The sequence below is a fragment of the Stenotrophomonas sp. Steno-Z10-HUANG genome (assembly GCF_056393075.1).
This window is the reverse complement of the sequence record NZ_JBWJPA010000017.1, coordinates 1-3,855: the sequence shown is the minus strand read 5'-3', so window position 1 is coordinate 3,855 and position 3,855 is coordinate 1. Positions and strand designations below refer to the sequence as shown.

Annotated in this window: 4 protein-coding genes and 1 pseudogene; all 5 read left to right on the top strand. The window is 68.9% G+C overall.

The window, feature by feature from the left end; translation table 11 throughout:
- Window positions 1-271, top strand: a pseudogene (locus tag AC06E6_RS16325) (methyl-accepting chemotaxis protein); the annotation flags it as partial.
- A 130-nt stretch (window positions 272-401) separates the two neighbouring features.
- The gene (locus tag AC06E6_RS16320; protein ID WP_104938873.1) at window positions 402-1,175 is read left to right on the top strand and encodes a flagellar brake protein; all 774 of its coding nucleotides are present in this window, start codon (window positions 402-404) and stop codon (window positions 1,173-1,175) included.
- 84 nt (window positions 1,176-1,259) lie between these two features.
- Window positions 1,260-1,751: a chemotaxis protein CheW gene (locus AC06E6_RS16315; protein ID WP_104938874.1), complete on the top strand. Its 492-nt coding sequence runs from the start codon at window positions 1,260-1,262 to the stop codon at window positions 1,749-1,751.
- Between the two features lie 114 nt (window positions 1,752-1,865).
- The gene (locus AC06E6_RS16310) at window positions 1,866-2,246 is read left to right on the top strand and encodes a hypothetical protein (protein WP_202626555.1); all 381 of its coding nucleotides are present in this window, start codon (window positions 1,866-1,868) and stop codon (window positions 2,244-2,246) included.
- A gap of 85 nt (window positions 2,247-2,331) precedes the next feature.
- On the top strand, window positions 2,332-3,855 hold a 1,524-nt coding region (locus tag AC06E6_RS16305; RefSeq protein ID WP_478062049.1), incomplete at its 3' end, for an MCP four helix bundle domain-containing protein.

Below are 3,855 nucleotides of genomic sequence, written 5' to 3'. Positions count from 1 at the left end.
ACAGGTCAACCAGACCGTCACCCAGATGGACGAGACCACCCAGCAGAACGCCGCGCTGGTGGAGGAAGCCACCGCCGCCGCACGCGCGATGGAAGAACAGGCCAACGACCTGGCCACAGCGGTGTCGATGTTCCGCACCACGACCCGCCATGCCCCCGCGCGCCCGGCACTCACGATCGTGACGCCGGCCAGGCCGCAGGCGCCACCGCGCGCGCCATCGCGGCCACTGCCCGCACCGCCGGCGGATGGCGGCAACTGGCAGGAATTCTGAGCCACCGGCCGGGCGACGGCGCCCGACCGCGCCCCCGGCGCTAAAGAGCCGGGCGATGGAGCCGATACACGGAGGTACCCTGCCGGTATGCTGTTGCCTCCAGGCCTCCGCCCTCCCTGTTCCAGAGATCATGTCAGAGCGCGAACCGACGGAATCCGCCCCTTCCTCCTTCGACGGCAGCCTGTATGCCGACGAGAAGTACATGGTTCGCAATCCGCGCCAGATCCGCCTGCTGCTGCAGGCGATGATCGACCAGCGTGCCACGGTCGCGGTCCATCCCGATGGCCGCGAACAGTCCTATCCCAGCGCGGTGCTGGACGTGGACGAGGACACCCTGCTGCTGGACGGCAGCCCGCTGCCGGCGGTCAACCGCAGCGTCGGCGAAGCCTCGCACCTGCTGTGCTTCGCGCAGGTGGACCGGGTCATGGTGCGCTTCCGCCTGGAGCACCCGGAAGTGCTGGTGGAGGACGGGCGCACGGCGTTCCGCCTCGCCTTCCCGGAAGAGGCCTATCACCTGCAGCGCCGCGAGCTGTACCGGCTGGAAACCCCGGTCGGCGATTCGCCCTGGTGCGTGTTCCCCGATCCGCAGGGCGCCGAGCCGCTGCGCTGGCGCGTGGTCGACATCAGCGCCGGCGGCATCGCCGTGCTGCTGCCGCCGGACCTGAACCTGCTGCGGCTGCAGCAGCGGCTGGCCGGCTGCGAACTGCAGCTGCCCGACTCGGCGCCGATCGCGGTCACCCTGGTGGTCTGCAGCCAGCTGGTGCGCAAGCAGGCCAACGGCATGGAGCAGCAGCGCGTGGGCCTGCGCTTCGAGGACCTGCCGCGCGGCGCCGACGCCGCCATCCAGCGCTACATCTTCCGGGTCGACCGCGAGCGCAAGGCGCGCAAGAACGGCGGCGCATAGCGGGCACCTAAAGTTCCGGCGGCCATGGCCGATACACGGGTGACGCCCCTCCGTACCGGCATCCCGCCAGGATCAGGACCCCAGATGAACGACACCAGCGCCCACGCCGCCACCTCCGGCGGCGAGTACCTCAGCTTCACGCTCGGCAACGAGCACTATGGGGTGGACATCCTCAAAGTGCAGGAAATCCGCGGCTACGACGCGGTCACCCGCGTGCCGGACGCACCGGACTACATCAAGGGCGTGATCAACCTGCGCGGCACCATCGTGCCGGTGATCGACCTGCGCCTGAAGCTGCGCCTGGACGAGGCCCGCTACGACGCCTTCACCGTGATGATCGTGCTCAACGTCGAGGACCGCGTGGTCGGCATCGTCGTGGACAGCGTCTCCGACGTGATCCCGCTGAGCGCCGAGCAGATCCGCCCGAAGCCGGAATTCGGCGCCGCGGTGGACACCCGCTTCATCTCCGGCATCGGCACCCAGGACGAGCGCATGCTGATCCTGCTGGACATCGAGACCCTGCTCGATACCGCCGACCTGGGGCAGGCCGCCACCACCGAAGAAGCCGCCGCCTGACAAAGCGTGGCGGCCATCACAGTTCCTGGCATGCCCTATCAATCATTGCCCGCGCCGGCCGATACCGAGCGCATGGCCGGCCGTTTGCCGGTGCAACCCAATCCGGAGAAAAAGATGTCCAAGCCCTTCATTTCGCTGATGTCCGCGGCCCTGCTGGCAAGCGTCTCCCTGGTCGCCGCCGCCGACGAGATGATCCCGCCGGAGAACGCCCCGCGCTTCGCCGGCAAGGACGGCATGGTCTGCGGCAAGGTCGAAAAGGCCCGCTACGCCGAAGGTTCCGAAGGCCAGCCGACGTTCCTGCACATGGGCGGTTCGTTCCCGCGCCACACCTTCTCGGCCCGCATCCCGGGCTCGGCCCGCGGCAACTTCGGTTTTGACCTGATGACGCTCGAGGGCAAGACCGTGTGCGCGATCGGCAAGATCCAGCGCGACGCCTCGCGCGCCGAGATCGAAGTCACCTCGCCGTCGAGCCTGAAGCTGGCCAACATCAAGTAATCCATCCCGTCGACGCCGCGCTGGCCCGGCCGGCGCGGGCCCCGGCGCGCCCGTGCCGGGGAACGCAGCAGGAGACCGTGCACCCATGCAGTGGATCAAGAACCTCAACCTGATGCCGAAGCTGATGCTCACCTTCGGCATCGTCCTGCTCGTGATGCTGATCCAGGGCATCGTGGCGTACCGCGGCCTGCACTCGCTGGACGGCGTCACCGCCGAGATCGCGGACAAGCGCATGGCCGGCCTGCGCACCGGCGGCGAACTGGCCGGCATGGTCAGCGAGTACCGCAACGCCTCCTACCAGAGCCTGATCCGCGCCAGCAGCGACGTGAAGGCCGAGGCCAAGACCCGTGCCACCGAACTGCGCACGCACATCGACGAATCCATCGAGAAGTATTCCAAGCTGGTGGACAACCCGCAGCAGCGCAAGCTGCTGGATACCTTCGTCGCCGACTGGGAGGCCGCCAAGAAGTCCTATGACTCGGTGACCGAGCTGCTGGAGCTGGACCTGCCCGACGACGCCATCGACACCTTCGTCGGCGAGACCCGTGACCTGCACCGCAAGGCGTACGCTTCGCTGGACGCGCTGTCCTCGGACGAGAATGCGCGCGCCCAGGCCGCCAGCGACCGTGCCGCCGACACCTATTCGGCCTCCGTCGCCGTCACCGTGATCGCGGTGCTGGTCGGCATCGGCGCCGGCCTGCTGCTGGCCTGGCTGTTCGCCCGCTCGCTGGTCGGCTCGATGCGCGGCGCGGTGGACGTGGCCAACGAGATCGCCAGCGGCAAGCTCGACGGCACCATCGACACCCGCCGCGCCGATGAAGTCGGCGAACTGCTGCGTGCCATGCAGCGCATGCAGCGCGACCTGCGCGAGCGCATCGAACGCGACCAGGCCGTGGCCGCCGAGAACCTGCGCATCCGCACCGCCCTGGACTACTCCTCCACCGGCGTGTACCTGACCAACAACGACCTGCAGATCGTCTACGCCAACCGGGCGCTGGCGCATACCCTGGAGCGCTACGCCGACGACGTCCGGACCACGCTGGACCACTACGATGCCTCGCGCCCGCTGGTGGGCCAGCACGTGACCGCGCTGGAGTTCCGCGGCGAGATGGACCACAGCGTGCTCGACGCGCTGCAGCGCAACGGCGTGGCCTCGCGCGAAATGCGCTATGGCGACGCCCAGTTCGCGCAGACCATCTCGGCCATCCGCGACGATGCCGGCAGCGTGGTCGGCCATGTCGTCGAATGGCGCGACCGTACCACCGAAGCCATGGTGGAGCGCGAAGTGGCGCGGGTGATCGATGCCGCCGCCGCGGGTGACCTCAGCGGCCGCATCGACACCGCCGGCAAGGACGGTTTCTTCCTGGAACTGGCGCGCCAGCTCAACAGCCTGCTCGACGCCAACGCCAGCAGCCTGGCGCAGATCTCCGACCTGCTGTCGGCGCTGTCGCAGGGCGACCTGACCGTGCGCATGCAGGGCGAGTTCCAGGGCGTGTTCGCGCGGATGCGCGACGACGCCAACGCCACCACCGAACAGCTGACCGCCATCGTCGGCCGCATCAAGCAGTCCACCGCCGCGATCAACGCCGCGGCCGGCGAGATCGCGTCG